Origin of the sequence: Nocardia sp. NPDC051929 (assembly GCF_044548645.1) — a bacterium.
GTDB classification, from domain to species: domain Bacteria; phylum Actinomycetota; class Actinomycetes; order Mycobacteriales; family Mycobacteriaceae; genus Nocardia; species Nocardia sichangensis.
This window is the reverse complement of the sequence record NZ_JBIUCG010000030.1, coordinates 23,505-43,559: the sequence shown is the minus strand read 5'-3', so window position 1 is coordinate 43,559 and position 20,055 is coordinate 23,505. Positions and strand designations below refer to the sequence as shown.

At 70.6% G+C, this 20,055-nt stretch carries 13 protein-coding genes and 1 pseudogene; 3 read left to right on the top strand and 11 right to left on the bottom strand.

All coding sequences use genetic code 11. The features are described 5' to 3' along the window. The 3 genes and pseudogenes from ACIHAX_RS33220 to ACIHAX_RS33210 form a co-directional block, all read right to left on the bottom strand. Positions 1–371: pseudogene (locus ACIHAX_RS33220) on the bottom strand (hypothetical protein); the annotation flags it as partial. Beyond that, positions 368–949, bottom strand: a complete 582-nt coding sequence (locus ACIHAX_RS33215; protein WP_355072790.1) for a GNAT family N-acetyltransferase — start codon at positions 947–949, stop codon at positions 368–370. The pseudogene ACIHAX_RS33220 and the gene ACIHAX_RS33215, both read right to left, overlap by 4 nt. A 185-nt stretch (positions 950–1,134) precedes the next feature. After that, positions 1,135–1,542: a hypothetical protein gene (locus tag ACIHAX_RS33210; RefSeq protein ID WP_397281542.1), complete on the bottom strand. Its 408-nt coding sequence runs from the start codon at positions 1,540–1,542 to the stop codon at positions 1,135–1,137. A 129-nt stretch (positions 1,543–1,671) separates the two neighbouring features. Between ACIHAX_RS33210 and ACIHAX_RS33205 the strand changes: the two genes are divergently transcribed. After that, positions 1,672–2,487 carry a helix-turn-helix domain-containing protein gene (locus ACIHAX_RS33205; RefSeq protein WP_397281540.1) on the top strand — a complete coding sequence of 272 codons (816 nt, stop codon included), beginning with the start codon at positions 1,672–1,674 and terminating at the stop codon, positions 2,485–2,487. A 7-nt stretch (positions 2,488–2,494) separates the two neighbouring features. Here the strand turns inward: ACIHAX_RS33205 and ACIHAX_RS33200 are convergent, their stop codons facing one another. The 7 genes from ACIHAX_RS33200 to cobC form a co-directional block, all read right to left on the bottom strand. Further along, complete coding sequence (locus ACIHAX_RS33200) at positions 2,495–9,595, bottom strand: amino acid adenylation domain-containing protein (protein WP_397281538.1); 7,101 nt, start codon at positions 9,593–9,595, stop codon at positions 2,495–2,497. Positions 9,596–9,908: 313 nt separating this feature from the next. Then, positions 9,909–12,380, bottom strand: a complete 2,472-nt coding sequence (locus ACIHAX_RS33195; protein WP_397281536.1) for an FAD-dependent monooxygenase — start codon at positions 12,378–12,380, stop codon at positions 9,909–9,911. Positions 12,381–12,694: 314 nt separating this feature from the next. Beyond that, complete coding sequence (locus ACIHAX_RS33190) at positions 12,695–13,888, bottom strand: bifunctional RNase H/acid phosphatase (RefSeq protein ID WP_364427731.1); 1,194 nt, start codon at positions 13,886–13,888, stop codon at positions 12,695–12,697. Between the two features lie 31 nt (positions 13,889–13,919). Then, the gene (locus tag ACIHAX_RS33185) at positions 13,920–14,657 is read right to left on the bottom strand and encodes a C4-type zinc ribbon domain-containing protein (RefSeq protein WP_355072781.1); all 738 of its coding nucleotides are present in this window, start codon (positions 14,655–14,657) and stop codon (positions 13,920–13,922) included. Positions 14,658–14,729: 72 nt separating this feature from the next. Then, a complete protein-coding gene (locus tag ACIHAX_RS33180; RefSeq protein WP_364427725.1) occupies positions 14,730–15,374 on the bottom strand; it encodes a hypothetical protein in 645 nt (214 codons plus the stop codon). A 136-nt stretch (positions 15,375–15,510) separates the two neighbouring features. Beyond that, positions 15,511–16,623 (bottom strand): Nif3-like dinuclear metal center hexameric protein, encoded by a 1,113-nt coding sequence (locus ACIHAX_RS33175; RefSeq protein ID WP_397281533.1) that lies wholly within the window; start codon positions 16,621–16,623, stop codon positions 15,511–15,513. A 336-nt stretch (positions 16,624–16,959) separates the two neighbouring features. Next, on the bottom strand, positions 16,960–18,000 hold the full coding sequence (gene cobC, locus ACIHAX_RS33170; protein WP_397281531.1) for an Rv2231c family pyridoxal phosphate-dependent protein CobC: 1,041 nt from the start codon (positions 17,998–18,000) through the stop codon (positions 16,960–16,962). A 44-nt stretch (positions 18,001–18,044) separates the two neighbouring features. On the opposite strand from cobC, the gene ACIHAX_RS33165 reads away from it, so the two are divergent. Next, positions 18,045–18,566 (top strand): low molecular weight protein-tyrosine-phosphatase, encoded by a 522-nt coding sequence (locus ACIHAX_RS33165; RefSeq protein ID WP_355072774.1) that lies wholly within the window; start codon positions 18,045–18,047, stop codon positions 18,564–18,566. Further along, a complete protein-coding gene (locus ACIHAX_RS33160; protein WP_364427713.1) occupies positions 18,566–19,471 on the top strand; it encodes an SURF1 family protein in 906 nt (301 codons plus the stop codon). Before ACIHAX_RS33165 ends, ACIHAX_RS33160 begins: the two co-directional genes overlap by 1 nt. A 52-nt stretch (positions 19,472–19,523) precedes the next feature. Here ACIHAX_RS33160 and ACIHAX_RS33155 read toward each other — a convergent pair whose 3' ends face one another. Further along, positions 19,524–19,922: a VOC family protein gene (locus ACIHAX_RS33155; protein WP_397281528.1), complete on the bottom strand. Its 399-nt coding sequence runs from the start codon at positions 19,920–19,922 to the stop codon at positions 19,524–19,526. Between the last annotated feature and the right edge of the window lie 133 nt (positions 19,923–20,055).

Genomic DNA, 20,055 nt, shown 5'->3' with positions numbered 1-20,055 from the left:
CTGCCTGCCCGCGAGGCCGTACCGGTCGTGACGGACTCCCCCGCATCAGGCGTGCTGCCCGCCTGCGGGGCCGTGCCGGTCGGAACCTTCCCTGAAGTCACCGTCGCCGCCGCGTCGGCGGCGCCGCCCGCCTGCACGGACGCGTCTTCCGAGACCTGCGCCGCACTCCCCGTGGCCGACGCTCCCGCGCCGCCTTCGTCGGAGTCGCCGGGCGTGCCCGCCGCGCGCCGAGTGGCGCCCGGCTCCGGCTCCCGGCCCCCGTGCGCCGCACCCTCGGCCGGTTGCCCGGTTCCGGCCGACCGGCCACCGGAGACGTCGGCGGTGTCTTGCACGTCGTCGGGTCCCTTGTCCGTGGGCTTGCGCTTGTTCATGGCTGTCTCCTGTGCTCGGCGTCGCGGTGCGGGACGGGCGTCTCGGATGCCGTCGCGGCCCGGATACCCTGCGAAGGGGCGGACAAACGGGACGGCCGCCACGCCATCTCGAATTCCCGTCGCGGGTCGCCCGGGGCCATGGGCCCGCTCACCCCGGTCCGCACGAAGCCATTGCGCAGATACAGCCGCTCCGCGAAGGCATTGTGCTCGGCGAACTCCAAACGGACGACGTCGTGTCCGCCCGCGACCGCCCAGTCGAGCACCGCGCCGACCAGCCGGTCGGACACGCCGGTCCCCCGTGCCCGCGGCGCCACCCACATCGAGATCAGGTGCACGCCACCGCGTTCCGGGTCGAGCATGCCCGCGACGGTGCCCACTTCGGTCCCGCCCGACTCCGCCACGAACTGCACCCGGTCCGACAGGGCTCGCCGCCAGTCGCTTTCGGTGCGGGCCCGCGCCTCGGCCAGGGTGGTACCGAAGAACTGCGGCGCGTCGGTCAGCGCCGCGAGCCGGACACGCCGGAACACCGCCCAGTCATCGGGCGCGAGCGATCTGATCCTGGGTATCGAGACGTCCATCCGCATGTCTCTACCGGGTCGAAGACCTCGTGCACAACGGATTTCGACCACGGCGAGGCGCTGTCACCGCGACATCGGCGACGGGCAACCCGATCCTCGCAACCTCGAACCGGCAAGGGTGTCCGGAGCAGTCGCGCGGGTCGCTTCGTCGGCGCGGCGGGACCGGTCGTCGTCGAGCACGGCGCTCACCCGAGCCTGCGCAGTCCGGCGAACTCCAGCCCGGCGAAGGTCGCCACCGCCGCCGCTCCGACGAGTAGGAATGCGAGAGCGAGCCCGGTCAACGCGAAGAATCCCGAACCGGCCAGCCCGATCATCCCGGCCGCGGAGAGCGCGTTGACCGTGACCACCGCCCCCGCGTAGCGCGCGGCGACCGCCGGGCGCCGGGCGATCGACAGCAACGCGAGCGCGCCGCCGAGCATGACGACGCCGAACGCGAGGCTCCAGCCCGTCGGTACCCCGAGCGGGTCGCGCAGCAGTCCGGCTCCGGCGAGCAACACCCCGCCGAAGATCCCGGTGCTCCAGCCGTCCACGCGCAATGCGGAGCACAGGAACGCGGCGCCGCCGTCGCGGCGAGCCAGGGTGGTGGGTCTCATGTCGTACTCCCGTGGTCGATCCGGCGGGGCCGATCGGCTCCCGGCACCAACCCTGCTGCCCGGAGATGGGCGTCTCAATAACCTCCGAGGTCATGGCCGCACCGCGCGCCGGGATGCTTAGCTGACCGGGTGACTTCGGTGCGGACACAGTCGAGAGCGGGCATCCTGCTGCGGGAATGGCGGCAACGGCGCAGGCTGAGCCAGCTCGACCTGGCGCTGGCCGCGGACACCTCGGCGCGGCACCTGTCCTACGTGGAGACCGGCCGAGCCGCGCCGAGCCGGGCGATGGTGCTGCGGCTGTGCGACACGCTGGAGGTGCCGCTGCGCGAACGCAACACCCTGCTCGTCGCGGCCGGTTTCGCGCCCGCCTACCGGGAGAGCAGCCTCGACGACGCCCATCTCGCGTCGGTCCGCTCCGCGCTGGACGCCATGCTGACCGCCCACGAACCGTATCCGGCGGTGGTCATCGATCGGCTGTGGAACGTGGTGGTGGGCAACGCGGCGATGAGCGTGCTGATGGACGGCGTCCCCGAGCACGTCCGCGCGCCCCGGCCCAACGTCTACCGGCTGGTGCTGCACCCGGACGGGCTCTCGGCCCGGTTGGCCAACCGCACCCAGGTGCGCGAGCTGTTCCTGGAGCGGCTGGCCAGGCAGGTCAGCGCGAGCGGTGACACGGAACTGACCGCACTCTACGACGAGGTCTCCGCCTACCCCGATCCGCCGGGGACGGACGCGCAGGCGCGGACCGGCATACCGTCCAGCCCGTTCGAGGTGCCGATCCGGATCAGCACCCCGGCGGGCGAACTGTCGATGTTCAGCACGATGGCGACCTTCGGCGCTCCGGCCGACGTGACGCTGTCGGAGCTGGCCATCGAATTGTTCTATCCCCTGGACGACTTCACCGCGGCCGCGCTGCGCGGGGCGGCGGCCGCGGCGAAGTCGTGAGCGGACCTCAGGCGTCCAGCATGGACTCGTCCCACTCGCGGTCCAGGTCGGGATCGGCGGCCGACAGCACCTCGTCCAACCGCAGCCCCAGCTCGCCGATGTTCGGCTCGGTCATCATGTTCAGGTGATCGCCCGGCACGTCGATCACCGTGAACCGGCGCGCCGCGTACTGCTTCCAGCCGTTGTCGGCGCTGTCGAACATGCTGCCGACGGTCTTGTGCGCCAGGTCGACGCCCGGCGGCAGGCCCTCGGTGGCGCGCAGCAGCGTGATGTCGCGCTGGTACGGCTCGAGCTTGTAGTCCAGCATGGCCGAGTAGTTGGCGAAGAACACCTCGTAGAGCCGCCGGATCGCCTGCGGCGAACTGTCGGCGGGCAGGATGCCCGACCGCACCGACTCCGCCAGCATCGCCGCGAACAGATCCTCGGAATTGTGCACGCCGGGCTCGAAATCGACCAGGGCGGAGCGGCTTCCCCGCGCGTACCACAGCAGCTCGAGGAAGAACCACCGGATGAGCTTCTCCTCCGGAATCGGGGTCCGGGTGCGTGCGCGCAGCGCCATGGTGTCCAGCAGCGTCACACTGGAGACCTCGTGCTCGGGCAGCTGGCGGGCCATCTCCAACGCGACGTAGCCGCCGAACGACCAACCCGCCAAGTGATACGGCCCCTTCGGATGCACCCGCCGCACCGCCTGCAGGTACGACTCCGTCATCGCGGGAATGGTCTTCTCCGGGGCGCTACCGGAATCCGCGCCTGCCGCCTGCAACCCGTAGATCGGGCGATCCGGATCCAGATAACGCGCGAGGGCCAGGTAGCACAGCACGTTTCCGCCGATCGGGTGCACCAGGAACAGCGGTGGCTTGCTGCCGCCGACGCTGATCGGCACCAGCGGGTCGAATGTGCGTTGCACGGCACCCGCCCGCACCAGGGTGGCGATCCCGGCGGCGGTGGGCGCGCCGATGAACGCGTCCAGCGGCACCTCGACGCCCCACCGGCGCGACAGCGCCATCACCACGCGCATCGCCCCGATCGAGGTGCCGCCCGCCGCGAAGAAGTCGTCGTCCACACCGATGGCGCGCAGTCCCGCGTACTCGGCGAGCAGTTCGACCGCCGACCGCTCGTACTCGTCGGCGGGCTCCCGCCGCGCCGACACGGTTTCCGTCGCGTCCTCGCCGTAGGCGCGCAGCGTCGCGTCGTCGCGCTTGCCGCTGGGCGTGCGGGGCAGCTCATCGAGCCAGGCGAACCGCGACGGCACCATGTGCGCGGGCAGCATCGAGCGCAGGTCGTGCCGCAACGCGGCGAGGTCGGTCTGCTCGGGCGCGCCGACCAGGAACGCGATCAGCGAGCCGTCTATGCCGCCGAAACCGCGCGCCACCACTGCGGCCTCGGTGATGCCGGGGAACTTCTCGACCAAGCTCAGGATGCACAGCTCGACTTCGGCCGGCTCCACCCGGAACCCGCGGATCTTCACCTGGCTGTCGCTGCGTCCCAGGCAGACGATGTCGCCGGAGAACAGCCGGACGCCGAGATCGCCGGTGCGGTAGCGGATTCCGCCCGCGTGCGTGGCGACGAACCGCTGCGCGGTGAGCGCGGGCCTGCCCTCGTAGCCGCGGGCGATGCTGCGGCCGCCGAGATAGATCTCGCCGATCACGCCGTCCGGCACCGGCCGCAGGGCGCTGTCGAGTAGTTCGACGGTGTCGCCGTCGACGGCGCGCCCGATGGGCGGCAGCGCGGGGAACTCGTCGGCCGGACCCGTGAGCGTGAACTTGGTCGCGACGTGGGACTCGGTGGGACCGTACTGGTTCTCCAGCACCAGGCCGGGAACCACCTTGCACAGGGCGCGGATCTCGTCGGTGATGCGCAGCTGCTCGCCGGAGGAGATCAGCACCTTCAGTTCGGTCGGGAACATCCGATGCGCCACGGCCGCCTCGGCGAACGCCTGCAAGGCCACGTACGGCAGGAAGAGCCGTTCGATGCCCTCTTCCACCACCGTGGCCAGCAGTTGCTCGACGTTCGATCGCAGATCCGCCGAACTCACCCGCAGGGTGGACCCGGCCGCGAGGGTGGTGAAGATCTCCTGGAACGAGACGTCGAAACTCAACGGCGCCAACTGCAGTGTGCTCAGCAGGCCGCTGCCGGTGGCCGCGCGATTCTGCCAGTCCACCAGAGAGGTCAGGCCGCGATGCGGCATGGCGACGCCCTTGGGCTCGCCGGTCGACCCGGAGGTGAACAGCACGTAGGCCACCGCGTCGGGCGAGACGTGGTCGGGCAGCGCCACTTCCGCGTCGGGCACGGAGTCGTCGAAGAGCGCGGCGGTGTCCAGCACCAAGGCGGCGTCGTCGACGATGTCGCGATAGGCGGCGTCGGCGATCACCCGGTGCGGGCGAGCTCGGTCGATCATCAGATTGAGCCTGGCTCGCGGGTAGCTGACATCCAGCGGAACACACGCGGCCCCGATCCTGGTCAGCGCGAGCACGAGCAGCACCAGCCGCGGGCGGCGCCCCATCAGGATGCCGACCCGGTCGCCCGGCGCCACCCCGAGCCCGACCAGGCGCCGGGCCAGCCGGTCGGAGCGATCGATCAGCTCGTCGTAGGTGACCGATTCCTCGTCACCGGCCAGGGCGATGCGGGTGGGGTCGAGCGCGGCCGCCTCGGCCACCAGCGTGCCCACGTCGCGGGCGGTCGCGGGGCCGACGCCACGGTCGATCGCCGCGTCCGGGTCGGCGACGATTCCGGCCAGCATGCGCAACTGGGTGAGCGCCACGGTCTCGCACTGCTCGGCGGTCAGCGTGTGGTCGCCGTCCACCCGCAACCACATCCGGCCGTCGCGCGGGTCGGTGGCCGCGGTGACCAGCAGTTGGAAGTTGGTCTCCTCGCGAGCGTCGAAGTCGAGCAGGCGCACGCCGTCCAGCACGAGCATGGGCTGGAAGACGTGGTAGTTGACGAAGTTGAACGCCGTCTCGAAGACCGGCCCGCCGTCGGCGAGGATCGACCGCAGCGGGTAGCGGCGGAACGGGTAGGCCTCGCGTTCGCGTCGCGCGATCTGCTCTACCGCCGCGCGCCATGTGGTCGCGGTGCCGTCCAACCGGATCGGCAGCGTGTTGAGGAACAGGCCCGCCACTCGTTCGGCGCCGGCCCGGTCCGGGCGACCGTGGCTCACCACGCCGGTGGTGACGTCCGTGCGGCCGGTCAGCGCCCGCAACGCCAGGCAGTGCGCGGCCAGGTACACCGATTTCTCCGGCACCTGGTGGCGCGTGGCGAACGCCGAGACCCGTTCGGCCAGCCTGCGCGGCACCAGCGCCCGCGCTTGCGGCACGCCCGCCACCACCGGCTGGTGCACCCCCAGCGCGGTGAGCGCGGTGGGTTCGGCGCCTTCCAGGGCGGTCAGCCAGTAAGCGCGGGCCGCGCTGTCGCGCGCGGCGCTCTGCTCGGCCCGCGCGTACTCGGCGAGCACGGTGGCCGGATGCGGGGTGGCCTCGACCCGGTTGCGAGTCATGCCGATGTGGTGGAGGTAGTCCAGCAGCAGTTCCAGCACCGACGTGGCGACACTCCAGCCGTCCAGGATGGCGTGGTGGAAGCTCAGCACCAGGTCCACCGTGCCGACCGGCTGCTGCGAGCCGGGACGGACGAATACCCGGATCGCGAAAAGCGGAGCGCGTGAGATGTCGTACTGGGCGTGGGCCCGCTCCTGGAGATAGATCTCGATCAGATCCTCGCCGTCCGCCTCGTCCATCTCGCCGAGATCGATGATCTCCAGTTCGTAGGGCGGCGCGACATGCACGATCTGCAACGGAACCGAATACCTGCTCAGCTCGAACGACGAGCGCAGCGCGGGTTGACGCCGCACCAGCCGGCCCACGGCATCCCTGAATTGCGAGGCGTCCCAGGGTACTTCGAGCCGATAGCGGAACACGTCCTTGTAGGTGACCGAGTCGGCGCGCTCGATGCTGTGATACAGCATGCCCAGTTGCAGGGCCGTTGCCGGGAACGCGTCCTCGGCCTGGTGCAGCGCGGCGCGGTCGATCAGCGGCACCGTCTCCAGGGGCGAGGCGACGCGGCCACGCTCGTCGTGGCGGTCGTCGCGCACGACGCGGGCCAGCTCCGCGATGGTGGGCGCCTGGTAGAAGGCGTCCACGTCGAAGTAGAGCCCGGCGCGTTCGGCTGCGGTGCGCACGGCCAGCGCGAGGATGGAATCGCCGCCGTGGGTGAAGAAGTTGTCGTGCACGCCGACCGACTCGACGCCCAGCACGGTGCGCCAGACCTGCGCGAGCCTGGTCTCGACATCGGTGCGCGGCTCCGCGCCCGCGACCGGCTCGCCGCCGTGGCCGAGGACGAGCTGCTCGGCCAGGGCGCGCCGGTCCAGTTTCCCGTTGCGAGTCAGCGGAATCCGGTCCACCCGGATCAGTCGCGACGGCACCATGTAGCGGGGCAGCCGGGCCGCCAGCTGCGCGGCGATCTCCTCACCGGAGACGTCGGCGCCGACGAAATAGCCGACCAGTTGCACGCCGTGCGCTTCCGAGACCTCGTCCACCACGGCCGCCGCACGGACCCCGGCGCAGCCGAGCATCGCGTTCTGCACCTCGCCGAGGGTGATCCGGTTGCCGCGGATCTTCACCTGATCGTCGAAGCGACCCAGGTATTCGAGATTGCCGTCCGGCAGCCAGCGCGCCAGGTCACCGGTCCGGTACCGGCGGCGCCCCGGCACCGCGCGATCGTCGACGAACGCCGCCGCGGTCAGCTCGGGCCTGCCGCGATAGCCGCGGGCCACGCCCACCCCCGCGATGTTCAGCTCCCCCGGCACGCCGACCGGCACCCGGCGGCCGATGTGATCGAGCACGAGCAAGTCGATGTTGTCGATCGGGCGGCCGATCGGCACCACGTCGAGCGGATCGTCGGCGGGGCAGTCGAAATAGGAGACGTCGACGGTGGCCTCGGTGGGTCCGTAGAGATTCACCAGCTGCGGCGCCGACGCCCCGGCCGCGGCGAAGACCGCGTGGAACCGGCGCACGAGCGCCGGGGGTAGCGCCTCGCCGCTGCAGAAGACCCGTCGCACGCTGCCGATGCGGGCGACCGTGGCGGGGTCGGCCGCGAGTTCGTCGACGAACGCGGCCAGCATGGAGGGCACGAAGTGCAGCACCGTCACGCCGTGTGCGGCGATCGCGTCGGCGATGCGGCGCGGATCGCGCTCGCCGCCAGGTTCCAGCAGCGCCACTTTGGCGCCGGTGATCGCCCACCAGAACAGCTCCCACACCGAGACGTCGAAGGTCACCGGCGTCTTCTGCAGGATCACGTCCGAGTCGTGTAGGGGGTAGCGTCGCTGCATCCAGGTCAGGCGGTTCACCACCGACCGGTGCTCGATCATCACGCCCTTGGGCACGCCCGTGGAACCGGAGGTGTAGATGAGATAGCTGAGATCCGCTGGATGCGAGACGTTTTCGATACCACGCGCCGGGACGGTGTCGGCCACCGTGATCCTCGTGACGCCCAGCCTGTCGAAAACCGCTCCATGCTCCGGCCCCGCCACGACGAATCGTGCCCCGCAGTCGGCGAGCACGGTCTCGATACGAGCGGCCGGGAAGTCGGGGTCGAGCGGCACATAGGCGCAACCGGCCCGCAGCGCACCGAAGATCGCGACGAGCATCTCCGTCGAGCGGGGCAGTACCACCGGGACGCATTCGTTGCCGGTCGCGCCCAATGCGTGCAGCCTCGCGGCGAAACCGTCGGCCAGCGCGGACAATTCGGCGTAGCGCAGCGGCTGCTCCCCGGACCCGGCGACCGGTTCGATCGCGATCCGGTCCGGATGGCGCGTGGCCACGTCGGCGACCAGCCGGTCGATCGTCGTGTACGGGAATTCCTCGCGCGGTCCGGATTCGAACGCGGCGACGGCCGCCTGCTCCCGCCGCGACATCAGCGGCAAGTCCGAGATCGGCGCCTCAGGCCGGTCCAGCGCCGCCACCACCAGCGCACCGACGCCGCGCACGACCGACTCGAACGGGAAATTCTCGTCGAAGACGTCCTTGTCGTAGTACAGCTGGAGGTTCAGCGAGCCGTCGCGCGCGTGCTCGACGCCGAGAATGTTCAGCGCCTCGAGCACCGTGCCCGGGTTGACGATGTCGAGGGTGCCGAGAATCTTGTCGAGGTGATCCGACGGCGGCATCTTGATGTAGGAGTACGCCACGTCGAACAGCGGCGGCGCCGTGGGATCGCTGCTGAGGGCACGTGCCAGGTCACCGTAGGGAAAACGCTCGTAGCGCTTGAGTTCCCGGATCTGCGCGGCCACTTCCGAGGCGACCGCCGACAGCGGCTCGGCGGGGTCGACCCGGATGCGCAGGGGCACCACATTCGTCCGGTGCCCGGCGGTGCGGAAGGTCTCCGCGCTGTGCCGGTTGAGCATCGGGACGCCGATCACCACCTCTTCGGAGCGGTGAATGGTGGTCAGGTAGGCGGCCAGCGCCGAAACCGTGAACGCGAAGACGGAGAAGCCGGTGGCGCGAATGCGGTCGAGAAACGCGGGTTCCACCACCACGCGCCGCCGCCCCCGGTCGACGTTGGGGGTGCTCGCACGTCCGGAGAACAGCGCGGGGACCACTCCCTCGAAGCGACGCACCAGCGCGTCGCGGTCCGCCACCCACTGCGGGGAGGACAGATACTCCTCGTGCTCGGCGGCGATCTCGCGATAGGTCGCCGCGCCGCGGTCGGTCTGCTCGGTGAACGGATCCGGCTCGGCGAGCTGCTCGAGCGAGAGGTCGGTGCGGCTGTAGTTGTCGACCAGGGCGCTCCAGAGCGCGTTCACGCCCCAGCCGTCGATCATCGCGTGGTGCATCGCCACGTAGAGATGGAAGTGGTCGGGCCCGTCGACCAGCGCGGCGATCCGGAACGGCTGCCGGGGCGGGGACGGCGTCACATTGGCCCGGTTCACCCAGTCGCGGCGCGCCGCGGCCGGGTCCGACGCCCAACTGAGATCGACCAGCTCGACCTCGGGTAGCTCGTCGGAGACCCACTGCCAGAAGCGGCCTTCGGAGAACTCGAACCGCAGGCGCAGCGCCTCGTCGGCGAGCAGCGCCCTGCGCACCACGGCCCGCAACCGGTCCATGTCGAACGGTTCATCCATGAACGCGCAGTAGGCGTTTCGGGTGACCGGCGCCGGGGCATACCGGTAGGCGACCGACAAGACATCGCGTTGGTACGCGCTGACCGGCCAGGCTTCGGGGGGTCTCTCGGAAGTAGCACTCGGTTCGAATGTCACAGTCACTCCTATCGCGACAGTCGCGGCACCGGCCGTGCGCGGATCTACTCGAGCCCACCCTGATCGCTGACACGCAAAGCTGCTACCACACTTATCCAGTTATCGATATCGCGAATCACGGCATCGGCACTGCCGATGCCGCGACTCTGCTGTTGTTATCGCGGTGTATGCGGGCCGGTCAGCAAGCTGACAGCAGCGCGCGCACGCTTTCGTCGGCCAGACGGTCGGCGCGGTCACGTGATACCGCGGGCTCGACGTAGCCGATGTTGAGGGACAGCTCGTTGTGCGTCGCATTGGCGGTGGCCATGATGAAGCCGCTGACGGACATGCCGGAGACGAACTGCGCGCCCTCCAGCTGCCAGGAGCCGATCTTGGCCGGGAACGGGTAGTCGCCGAGGTAGGTCATACAGAGATGTCCCGGGCCGCGAGTGTCCATGAGTTTCACCGTGGACGCGCTGGCGGCCACCGACTTCGGCGCGGCCACCTTCAGCAGGTTCAACGCGGACAAGTGATCGCGCCGGTCCATCCGCGCACCGTACTCGCGCTCGATCTCGGCGGCGATCTCCCACAGCGAAGCCCACGGTGCGTACTTCGCCGGGGTGGCGATCATGCCCTGATAGGTGCCGACCTCGGTGTCGCCCGCGGCGCCGTCGAGATGTTCACGGAAGTTGACCGAGCTGCCGACGGTGTACCAGGCAGCCTTGTCGGTGCCCGCCTCCCTGGCCGCCGCGGTCAGCAGCGCGGCGGAGAGCGCGGCCTGCAGGCCGACGCCGTGGCGGGCGCAGCCCGCGGTGAGCGCCTCCAACTGGTCGCCGTCGAGGCTGCGGTGCACCACCCGGCTGCGCCGCTGTGCGGGCGGGGCGAGCCTGGTCGGCTCCAGCCTGCGCGGCTTGCGCAGCTGCGACTTCTGGTCGCGCAGGAACGATCCCGCGGTGCGCAGCGCACCGCCCGCACCTTGGAAGCGCGGGGGGAACAGTTCTTCCGGGCCCGGCCGGACCGGCGCGGGCGAGAAGTCCCCCCCTTCCCCGGCGGCCACTTGGAGCACCTGCTTGGCCACCGACAACGCGCTCTCGCCGTCGGCGATGGCGTAGTGCAGCGTGACGATCAGCTCGTTGGTGCCGTCGGTCTCCTTGATCAGCACCGCCCTGGCCAGCGGGCCGGTGCGCCAGTCGAACGGCTCGCGCAGCTCCACCTCGTCGGCCTCGGTCAGCCAGTTCGTGCTGTCCTCGGATTCGATCACGCGCAGCGGGATGGGCGCTTGCACCGGAACGAAACGCGGTGCGGTGCCGTCCGGTTCGGCGGCGACGGCGACCCGCAAGAGCGGATGTCGGCGTTGTACTTCGTCCAAGCCCGCGCGAATCCGGTCGGCTTCGACGTGGCCACGAATTCGCACCCGCGACAGGATGTGCAGCGGTGCCAGCTGATCGGCGATCCAGTGCCAGCGCTCGACCGGCGAGAGCGGACGCGGCAGTCGCGCCGCCGGCCCGTCCGGCGGCGGGAACGACATCGGTTTGCCGAGTTCACGCAGGAAGAATTCGGTGGGCGCGTGGCGGAAGTAGGTGTCGCGCACTCGCACCAGGCGCGGGTCGGTGGTCTGCTCGATCTTCGCCAGCGAAGCCGATCCGTTCACGAACATGGCGGTGCGGTCGGCGCGCAACTTCTCGTAACGACGCAGGCCCGCGACCGGGTCCAGGGAGTTGCGCAGCACACTGGCCAGCACCACCGCGTCCTCGATCGCGGCGTTGGCGCCCTGGCCGAGGCTGGGCAGCATCGGGTGCGCCGCGTCGCCGAGCAGCGTCACCCGGCCGCGGCCCCACTGCGCCAGCGGCGGGCGGTCCTGAGCGGGCACGGCCAGGATCGCCGCTTCGTCGGTCTGCTCGATGCAGGCGCGCACCTCTGGCGCCCAGTCGGCGTACAAGCGCAGTAGGTCTTCCTTGTCGCCCTGCCAGTTGGCGGCCTCGTCGGCGGGGAGCGTCTTGGTGCCCCACCAGTACACCCGGCCGTGACCGATGTCGTGGATGCCGAAACGCATTCCGGTGCCCCAGAAGTGCGCCGACAATCCGCGCGCGACATTGGGGTGCTCGAACGGGATGCAGGCCAGCCAGCAGACGAAATCGCCGGGCCGCGGCTCGGCGCGACCGTGCAACTGGGCGCGCACCACCGAGTGGATACCGTCGGCGCCCACGAGCAGATCGCCCTCGGCGACCCGGCCGTCGGCGAACTCGACGCGCACGTGCTCGCCGTCGTCGACGAAGCGGGTGGCCTGCGCGCCGACGAAAGTCGGCGTGTCGCCGATCGCGTTCAGCAGCACGTCGTGCAGGTCGGTGCGGTGCAGCGCCACGGCGGGTGCGCCGAGCTGGGCGTCGAGCCGATGCACCGGGAGCACCCGGATCGGGCTGCCGTCGGGGTTGCAGAAACGGAAGGTCTCGACCCGGCCGCCGCGTTCGAGCAGCTGCTCGTCGATGCCGAGACCCAACGTGCGCAGTGCGTTGATTCCGTTGGCCTGCACGGAAAGCCCGAAGCCCTGGGCCCGCAGTTCCGGGCCCGCTTCGTATAGTTCGACGCCGAATCCCGCATGCCGCAGGGCGGCCGCGGTGGTGAGTCCTCCGATCCCTGCCCCGAGAACGACAACCTTGATCGGACTGCTCATCGAACCTGCACTCTCATCGAACCACTCGACGGCACAGGTGGTTCCCGCCGCGACGCGGCCCGCGGGCCACTCTGCCCGCGCGAAACCGTCCCGCTGAGCAGCACTGACCGAGGTCACTGCGTCGACCCCGACCAGGCAGGCAGCTAGGACGCCTGTGCCTGACCGTCCGGAAGCCTACCGCTACTCGGCGCGCAAGGCCGAGTTGAAGTGAGATTCACCGCATCGCGCGATTGTGAAACGGAAATGTGTTGCAATGAGGCATAATTCGCCCTCCACGCACCGCGTTCGCCCTCGAATCGGGCTCGTCGTCGGCTTCAGAGGTAGGACGTATCGTTCACCAGACGCACCGAAGACCCGCCGTCGAGATAGAACTCGGCTATCGAGAGCGACGCCAGATCCAGATGCAAGCGATACAGCAGCGACGGGCCGGCATCGAGGGCCAGCCGCAGCAGCGTCTTGATCGGGGTCACATGACTGACCACGACCACATTGGCGCCGGGGTACCGCTCGAGCAGGTCGCGCAGAGCCGCGTCCACCCGCGCGCGGACCTCCTCGAAGTTCTCCCCGCCGGGCGCGGCGACGGTGGGGTCACCGATCCAGCGGGCGTGTAGATCCGGGTCGCGTTGCGCGGCCTCCGCGAAGGTCAATCCCTCCCACGCGCCGAAGTCGGTCTCGATCAGCCCGTCGTGGATCTCGACCGGGACCCCGAGCGCGGCGGCGGCCGCCTCGGCGGTCTCCCTGGCCCGGCCGAGCGGAGAGCTGACCACCGCGGCGATGCCGCCTTTGGCGGCCAGCATTTTCGCGGCGCGCGCGGCCTGCTCGCGGCCCAGCGCGGTGAGCGGCGGATTGCCGCGACCGGAATAGCGGCGTTGCACCGACAACTCGGTTTGACCGTGGCGAAGCAGCAGCAAACGCGTGGGCCGACCCGTGGCACGGGTCCAACCGGGACCGTGCTGCGCGGGCTTCGACTGCTCGGCGTTCGCTTCCCTGGCTTCGTCGATCCAGCTCGGCAGATCGCGCTCGGTGTCCGCGAGAGCCGGATCGGCGGCTTCCACCGACCGGGTGGAGGCGGCCTGGGCACGGCCCTCGTCCACGTCGGCTCCGGCGTCCATAGCCTCGTTCGCGAGCCGGTCGGCATGCGAGTTCTGCGCGCGCGGGATCCAGCGGTAACTCACCCGGGCGAACCCGGCCGCGATCCTGCGGGCCTGGTCGGCGAGCGGGATCAGGGCCGCGTGCTTGATCTTCCAGCGACCGGACATCTGCTCGACGACCAGCTTGGAATCCATCCGCACCACGACCGATTCGGCGCCCAGCTCCGCGGCCGCCGCCAACCCGGCGATCAGTCCGCGATATTCGGCGACGTTGTTGGTGGCGATGCCGAGGAACTCCCGGCGCTCGGCGAGCACCCGGACGTGATCGGCGTCGTAGACCACCGCGCCGTACCCGGCCGGACCGGGATTGCCCCGCGAGCCGCCGTCGGCTTCGACGATCACTTCGGGGAAGCTCATCGCATCTCCCCGGCAATCGGTCGCGGCGAACTCACAGCCCCGATTCCCTGGTCCGGACCAGGATGGCGCCGCACTCCGGGCAGCGCACGACCACGTCGGGAGCGGTCTTGGCGATACGGGCGATCTCGCCGCGATCGAGTTCGATGCGGCACGCGCCGCAGCGCCGCGCCTGCAACAGGGCGGCGCCGACACCGTGCTGTTCCCGCTGACGGTCGTAGATGGCCAGCAGTTCGCCGGGCAGCTTCGCGACCACGCCCGCGCGATCGGTTTCGCAGCGCGTCTGCGCCACCTCCAGGTCCGCGAGCGCCTCGTCCCGCTGTCGCCTGGCATCGCCGAGTTCCTCGTCGGTCTTGCTCAACCGCGCGCCCGCGTGCTCGTGGTCGGCGGCGGAGGCTTCGCGCCGCTCCATCACCTCGAGCAGCTCGTCCTCCAGCACGGAGCGGCGGCGCTCCAGACTGCCCAGCTCGTGCTGGATCTCCGAAAGCTGTTTGGCGTTCACGGTTCCCGCGGTGAGCAGACTCTTGTCCCGCTCCTCGCGCTTGCGCACCGCCTCGACCTCGCCCTCCAGCTTGCGGATGTCGCGGTCGAGATCGTCCAGCACGATCTCCACGGCCACCGCGGCGTCGGAGTGCGCGTTGCGCTCGGCCTCCAGCCGCGCCACCTCCTGCTGCTCGGGCAGCACGGTGCGGCGGTGCGCGATCCGGGTCAGCTCGGCGTCGACGGCGGCGAGCCGCAGCAGCTCGGCCTGGATCGGGGGTTCGACATTCAACGCGGACAAACTCCTGGACGGGGTGGACGGGACTGGTGTTCAACCGTACCCCGCCGGATCGGCGGACCGGCGTCAGCCGCCGACCGTGCGAGTTTTGATGGCGTCGCGGGAGATGTAGACGTCGTATTCGCCGGGCACCGCGATCACCGCGTTGCCGTAGGCGGAGCGCACGAACGGCTGGGTCCACCAGCGGCCGGCGCGCATGTCGGCGAAGAAGTCGCGGTCGCCGTCGTTGAGGAAGATCTGGTTCTGTTTGGTCGCGACGCCGTCCAGACGCTGACCGTACAGGCGGCTGATCCGGTAGCCGGAGTGAAAGCCCAGCGCGTTCACCCACGGCTCCAACTCGACGATGCCCGCTTGCAGCACCCACATGTCGCCTTCGACCTGGTGGGTGAGACGCTGCTCGGGGTGGTCGTCGTCGCCGTACAGGGTGACATCGACGTCGAGCAGGTGTTCCTGTCCCGCCACCGGCTTGGCCACCACATGCGCCGCTTTGATCTCGCCGGTCAATCCGAGATAGGTCTGCAGCAGCGTCGCGATCCACAACAGCACCGCGGCGACCAGCAGCAGCGCGAGCCCGCCCGTTCCGCGTGCGAGCAGCGGCCGCATTCCCACCCGGCGCGCGGCGATCAGACCGGAGATGATCAGCGCTACACCGACGACCAGCAGCAGGATCAGCCCGATCTGCACGAGCCCGAAATCCACCGGGAAGTTCATGCGGTAGTTGTACCCCGCGCGAACTACTCGATTCACCCGAAACGCCCAACCCGTTCCGGCCCGGCGCGGACACGCCCCGACACGCCGTTGCCAGTTCGTCGCCGAGACAACGGGTTCGGACGCGGACGTGCGACGCTCAGCCGGGCGCGCGCACCGTCCACGGATCGGTGCGCAGCGTGGACACCCTGGTCTCCAAACCGGGAAGGGCGGTTCGCACGACCGCTTCCGCCTGCGCGCACCACGGGAATTCGGTCGCCCAGTGCGCGGCATCCACCAAGGCGGGGCCGCCCTTGCGCAGGTGCTCGTCGACCGGGTGATGGCGCAGGTCGGAGGTGAGATACACATCGACACCCAGCCCGCTGGCCCTGTTCAGATAGGAGTCACCCGCGCCGCCACACACCGCGACCGTGTAGACGGTGCGATCCGGGTCGCCCGCGGCGCGTACGCCCCACGCAGTGGGCGGGAGGGCGCGGGCCACGCGATCGGTGAAGTCGCGCAAGGATTCCGGTTGCGGCAGGGTGCCGATCCGGCCGATGCCGAGCGACGACGGCAGCTGGGCGCGTTCGCTGATGTGATACACCGGGTCGTCACCGGGATGCGCGGCCCGCAGCGCGGCGAGCACGGCCGAGCGCGCGGCGGGCGGGGCGGCCACCTCGATCCGCTCCTCCTCGACGTACTGGAGTTCGGTCAGGGAGCCTTGTTCCGCGGCTTCGGGACGGAACTGGCCGGTCGCGGGCACACGCACCGCACGGTCGCAACAGTGCCCGCTCGCGCCCGCACCGGCGGCGAAGAGCGCGGCGAGCACCGCGTCGGTGTGCGTGCGCGGCACCTGGATCACCCAGTTGTCCACGGCTGCTTCGGGTTTGGAGTCCAGCGGGCCGGTCACGGTCAGGCCGATGGCCGCGGCGAGCGCGTCGGAGACGCCGGGATCGGCGGAGTCGGCGTTCGTGTGCGCGGTGAACAGCGCACAGCCCGAACGGATCAGCCGATGCAGCAGCGCGCCTTTCGGCGTGCTCGCCGCGACGGTGTCGACGCCGCGCAGCAGCAACGGGTGGTGCACCACCAGCGCCTGCGCACGCCAGTCGATCGCCTCGTCGACGACCGCGGCGGTCGCGTCCACCGCGAACAGCACCCGGGTCAGCTCCTCGGCCGGGTCACCGCAGACCAGGCCGACCGAGTCCCACGGCTCGGCCAGCGCGGGCGGGTAGGCCGCGTCGAGAGCCCCGACGAGATCCGCGAGCGTGGTCATCGTCCACCTTCCTTCGCTTCGGTTCCGCACTGTGCGGCAGTGGATTCACCGCCGAGCGTGCCTGCGTGGCTGCGTGCGCTCGCCCGTCTCGTGCCGGTGATTCGAGTGGTCGGACGGTACGAAGGGCACAGTCCAGCGCCACGAACACCGCGTCCGTCGTGGTGAGTGGGCCGGACCCTTGTTCGCCCGGATGCCCGGTGCGGCGACCACCATGCGGCGGACGTGGAGATCGGCCACCGGCCGTGAGACGTCCGACACGCGAAATCTCCGTCCGGCCAGTGCGCCTGCGCGCGGGATCGGATCTTTGATCGGCGTGGCACGGCCGGAGCCTCGTGCTCACCGGACATCCGCCGACCGGATCGCCGCGACCAACCGGTCGACCTCCGCGGGGCCACGGACCGCGACGCGCAGGTGATCCGGGCCCAGGCCTGGGAAGGTGTCCGCGCGCCGGACCGCGATCCCCTCCGCGGCCAAATGTTTGCGCAGCAATTCACCGTCCGCCACGCGCAGCAGCAGGAACGGGCCTTCCGCCGGAGTGTGGACCGCCACGCCGAGGCCGGTCAGGCGCTCGATCATCGCGGCACGGTGCACGGCGAGCGTTTCGGCGCGGCGCTGCGACTCGGCCACGGCGGCCGGGCTCGCGGTCGCGGTGATCGCCTCCAGTTGCAGGGTGCCCAGCGGCCAGTGCGGTCGCCCGTGGCCGAGGCGCGCCAGCACCTCGGGCGCGCCGAGGAAGTAACCGCAGCGCAGCCCCGCCAGCGCCCACGTCTTGGTGAGGCTGCGCAGGACGAGCAGGTCGGGCGCGGGGTCGGCGGCGAGGGATTCCGGCTCACCGGCCACCGCGTCGGCGAAGGCCTCGTCGACCACAATGACGCGTCCGAGCCTGCGCAGGGCGCGGATGGCGGCGGCCGGGTGCAGTACCGAGGTCGGGTTGGTGGGGTTCCCGAGCACCACCAGATCGGCTCCGGCGGGCACCGCGGCGGAATCGAGCCGGTAGGGCGGTTCGAGTACCACCCTGGTGACGGGAACGCCCGCTTCCCGGAGCGCGAGTTCGGGCTCGGTGAACGACGGATGCAACACCGCGGCCGACCGCGGCGCGAGGCGAGGCAGCATGGCGAAGCCTTCCGCCGCGCCGGCCAGCAGCAGCACCTCCCCGGGATCGCGGCCGTGCCGGGCCCCGATCGCGCGGCGGGCGGCTTCGGCGTCCTCGGCGCTGGGATAACGCCCCAGATCGGAGAGGCGCGCGGCCAAGCGCCGCCGCAGCCATTCCGGCGGTGCGGCCCCCTGCACGTTCACCGCGAAATCGAGCATGCCCGGACGTACGTCCACGTCGCCGTGGTGGCGCAGTTTCGCTCGATCGACGGTGTCCTCGGCCACGAGACCACACCCTACGTGGCGGCGCCGGAGCGGGACCGGCCAGAATGGCAGGCGTGGGCCAGCTGCACGTCTCGTTCGTCTGTACCGGCAACATCTGCCGCTCTCCGATGGCGGAGAAGATCTTCGCCTCGCACCTGTACCGGGCCGGCCTGGCCAATCGGGTGCGGGTGAGCAGCGCGGGCACCGGTTCGTGGCACGTGGGCGACGACGCCGACCCGCGCACCAGCGCGACCCTGCGCAAATACGGGTACCCGACCGGCCACGTCGCCGCGGCGTTCGGCGCCGAGCACAGTGACGCGGACCTGGTGATCGCGCTGGACAGCTCGCACCAGCGCGACCTCGCCCGCCTGGGCATCCCGGCCGAGCGGCTGCGGTTGCTGCGCGCCTTCGACCCGGACGCCGACGGTCAGGACGTGGCCGATCCCTACTACGGCGACACGGCGGACTTCGAACTCGTGCGCGCGCAGATCGAGGCCGCCGTCCCCGGCCTGCTCGACTGGGTGCGCGCCGAACTGGCCGCCGCCGAACCGCCCGACCCGCGCCTCGTCTCCGACGAGCGATCCTGATGCGCAGACTGACCTTCCTGCTTCGCCCCAGCTGGCTGATCCTGGCGGTGCTGGTCGCCGCGTTCGCCTACCTGTGCTTCACCGTGCTCGCGCCGTGGCAACTCGGCAAGAACACCGCCACGTCGCACCGCAACCAGTTGATCGCCGACTCGGTGAAGGCCGAGCCCATCGATGTCACGACCGTGCTCTCCGGCGCGGGGAGCGAGCACACCGAGTGGCGGCGTGTCACCGCCTCCGGCAGTTATGTGCCGGACTCGACGGCGCTGGTGCGGCTGCGCCATCTCGACGGCGCTCCGGGGTACGCGGTGCTCGCGACGTTCCGGTTGGACGACGGGCGCGTGCTGCTCGTCGACCGCGGGCTGGTGGCGGCGGTCGACGGCACGCGCCCGCCGCAGATCCCCGAGCCCCCCGCCGGGCCACAGCGCATCGAGGCCAGGGTCCGGATGTCCGAAGGGGTCACGCCCGGCAAGGACCCGAGCGTCCAGGACGGCTATCGCCAGGTGTACTCCATCGACACCACCCAGGAGACGGCGGTCCTGCGACAGTCCCTGACCGCCGTTCCGACCGGCGGCGAGCGCGGCGGCTACCTGCAACTGGGTGAAAACCAACCGGGCGCGTTCACTCCGACGCCGCTCCCCCAGCTCGATGCGGGACCCTATTTGTCCTATGGCCTGCAATGGCTGGCCTTCGGCATCATGGCTCCCCTCGGCCTCGGCTATTTCATTTACGCCGAGATCCGGGAACGAAGGAAAGAAAAGAGCTCCGCCGCAGAATCGCCCGAGGCCACGTCAGGCACCGAACCGGCCGGGTCCGAGCAGGCTCCGTCGACGGCTCCCAGCGTGCCCGCCGCCGCACCGACCACGCAAGCGCGCCTCGCCGACCGCTACGGCCGCGGCCGCGGTTGATCCCGGCATGGTCGCGGCCGGACTTGCTCGACGCGACGCCGGACGATTCGCACTACGGCTGAGCCGGGCCGAGCAGATCCCACCGGTTCCCAGCGATGTCCAGGAAGACCGCCACCTGCCCGTATGGCTCGCTCCGTGGCGCGCCGACGAACTCGACACCGCGCGAGACCATTCGGTCGTACGCCGACCGAAAGTCCTCGACCTGCAAGAAGAATCCGACGCGGCCCGCGACCTGCTGTCCGGTCACCGCGGCTTGCCGCGCACCGTCGGCGCGGGCCAGCAATATGCCGGTTTCGGCGCCGGGTGGCCGCACGACTACCCACCGTTTCGGGCGGCCGTCATTCGTGCGAGCCGCTGAGTCCTCGATCAGTTCGAATCCCAACGAGTCGACGAAGAAGTCGATCGCGGCGTCGTACTCCGCCACCACGATGGTCATGAGCCCGATTCGCACCCGCCGACCCTATCCGAGCCGGAATAATCCGGATTCGCACGATCAGCGCCCCTACACCAGCCGATCGGAAGTTCCGCGCGGCGCCGACGCTGCGGCCGATGACCGTCATCGCCCGGCGATCGCGAGCGGCTGC